Below are 2,454 nucleotides of genomic sequence, written 5' to 3'. Positions count from 1 at the left end.
GGTTTCTCCTGTCTCGGGTCGGTGGGTTGGGGTTATCGGCGGCGGGTGCGGGTGGTGCGCCAGCCGAAAGGGCCGGGTAGGTCGCACGAGGTGGTGGTGCGGCCGGTGCTGGAGTAGGTGCGCTTGGGTCCGTTCTTCGGGCCGAGGGTGATGGACCAGGAGCGGGCGTTGATGTTGATGCGGATGCCGGGCAGGATCCGGAAGCTCTTGCGGAAGGTGATGGCCACGGTGGTGTCCTTTCGGGGTCAGGCGATGCGGAAGAGGCCGGGCCGCCAGGTCTCTTCGATGAGGCCGGCGTCGGCGAGGTCGCCGAGGTGGGCGGCGATCCAGGAGGCGGGCCGTCCGATGCGGGGGGCGGCGTGGACGAGGTCGCGGACGTGGAGGGTGGTGTGGCCCTCGGTGCGGCGCTGGGTGATGAGGTCGTCGATGACGGCGGCGCCGCGTTCGTGGCTGGCGAGGTGGGGGGTGTTCGCGGCGAGGTCGTCGCGGAGGAGGTCGAGGAGTCGGTGGGTCTGCTGGTCGGTGATGTTGATGGTGGAGACGAAGCCCCACTCGGGGGGCTGGCGGATCTGGATGCGGGCGGCGACGGGGGTTTCGTCGGTGTCGATGGCGGCCCAGTTGCGGAGGGCGCCGGCGAGGACGCGGGCTTGTCGTCCGTCGGCGGTGGCGGCGTTCATGGGCTTCTCCTCTGACAGCGGATCTCGGCTTCTGGAGGGCTGACGGCGGGTGTCAGACCCGGGGCGGGGGGCGCGTTCATATAGGTGGGGCGGCGTGTCAGGGCGCTGACAGGGCCTCTGACACCCGGCTGACACCCCAGATGGTGTGTCAGCCGGTATCACTGCTGGTCAGAGGACTGTCAGACGGCTGCGGGTACGGGGTCGAGGAGCCGGTACACGCCGATGTCGTCGGTCTCCTTCAGGTGGATTCCGGCGTCGGCGAGGTCGTTGAGCTTGCCCGACACCCAGGCCCGTGACCTGGGGAGGCGGTTGCCTTCGCCCCAGAACGGCTGGAAGTGGCGGGGGCCGACGGTGTCCATGCCCTGCTGCCGGAACTCCTCGAGGATCGCCAGGAGCTCCGCTTCGGCTTCCTGCGGGGTCATCTCCCGTACCTCACCGGTCTGGGGCTGGGCGAAGGTCCACACCTGGGCGGCCGGGGGGATCTCCTTGTCTGGGTCGGCGTCGATGAGGCCGTCGGTGTCGATCCCGGCGACGTGGGCGGTGGCGAAGATGTCCCGTTCGACCTGCCGGTTGAGGAGCTGCTCGTCGTCCACCGTCTGCTCCTCGCTGCTCGTCACGATCTGCTGGGTGTGGCTGTCAGTGCTGGTCAGGGGGCTGTCAGGGGTGTAGTGGGTGCGGTTGGCGTAGGCGTCGCCGGCGGCGGCCGCGGTGACCGGGTCGGCGGTGGGTCGGGGGGCTATGGCGAGGGCGCCGCTGATCTGGTCGTCGTCGATGCGGTAGGTGCGCAGCGGGGTGGGGTAGCGCTCCTCGTCGACTCCGGGGGCGACGAGGTAGGCGTAGCCGGGGCGGCGGTTCTCCCATGCTTCGGGGCGGGCTCCGGCGTCGCGGACGTCGTCGGGGAGGGCCATGTCGGCGGTGGTGGAGCCCTTGACGCCGAAGCAGATGACGCCGCCGAGCTGTTCCCGCACGTCGGTGGGCATGGAGGTGGCGGAGGGCCGCTGGAGGCTGATGATGACGCTGATGCCGGCGGAGCGGGCCTCCATGACGAGGCCTTCCATTTCGGTGCCGTTGCGGAAGAACTTCGCGGCTTCCTCGATCCAGACGACCATGTAGGGCATGCCGAGTTCGGCGTACACCTCGGGGGTCCAGTTCTTGTAGCCGTGGCGGCCCATTTCGTTGGCGCGGGCGGTGATGACCTGCGACAACGCGTCGATCATTGCTTCGCCGCCGGCGGTGGTCATCTCCACCCAGTCCAGGTAGGGCAGGAACGGGGCGAAGGTCTGCATGCCCTTGGAGGGGTCGATGGCCCAGACGATGACGTCGCGTCGGGTGAGCGCTTCGGTGATGGCGACGCTCTGGCCTGCGCTTTTACCGGATCCGTTCATGCCGGCGGTGAGGAAGTGGGTGGCGTTGCGGCCGGGTCCGGCGGGGAACCACAGGACGGCTTCGGCGCCGTCTTCGTAGACGCCGATGACGATGGGGTCGGTGATGGAGCCGCCGAGGCGGGAGGGGCCGGGCCAGTCGCTGGGCTGCTTGAGCATGTCCTGCGGGACGATGATCAGGTCGGCTCGGTCGGCGCGGTCGGGGTCGGCCTGGATGCGGATGCTGTTGGGGGAAACGCCCAGCTCACCGGCGATGTGCTTGCTGCGGTTGGCGAGTTCGTCGGTGCTGATCTGACCGCCGGCGAGCTGGAGCGGGACGGTGACCTTGTTGGGTTCGACCTTCGGCTGCCCGCGGAGCTGCGCCTTGGCCTGGCCGATGGCCTTGACGAGGACAG

The 2,454-nt window shown here is 69.4% G+C and carries 3 protein-coding genes; all 3 read right to left on the bottom strand.

What is annotated here, in order from left to right; translation table 11 throughout:
* Positions 1 to 32 precede the first annotated feature (32 nt).
* Positions 33 to 227: a DUF4236 domain-containing protein gene (locus tag IE258_RS40500; RefSeq protein ID WP_189750793.1), complete on the bottom strand. Its 195-nt coding sequence runs from the start codon at positions 225 to 227 to the stop codon at positions 33 to 35.
* Positions 228 to 245: 18 nt separating this feature from the next.
* Positions 246 to 677, bottom strand: a complete 432-nt coding sequence (locus IE258_RS40495) for a hypothetical protein (protein WP_189750792.1) — start codon at positions 675 to 677, stop codon at positions 246 to 248.
* Positions 678 to 856: 179 nt separating this feature from the next.
* Positions 857 to 2,454: FtsK/SpoIIIE domain-containing protein (locus IE258_RS40490; RefSeq protein WP_189750791.1), on the bottom strand; the 1,598-nt coding region annotated here is incomplete at its 5' end.

The sequence above is a fragment of the Streptomyces tendae genome, assembly GCF_014650435.1.
In the GTDB taxonomy this organism is placed as follows: domain Bacteria; phylum Actinomycetota; class Actinomycetes; order Streptomycetales; family Streptomycetaceae; genus Streptomyces; species Streptomyces tendae.
The sequence above is the reverse complement of the archived record's forward strand: the minus strand, read 5'-3'. Positions and strand labels throughout refer to the sequence as shown.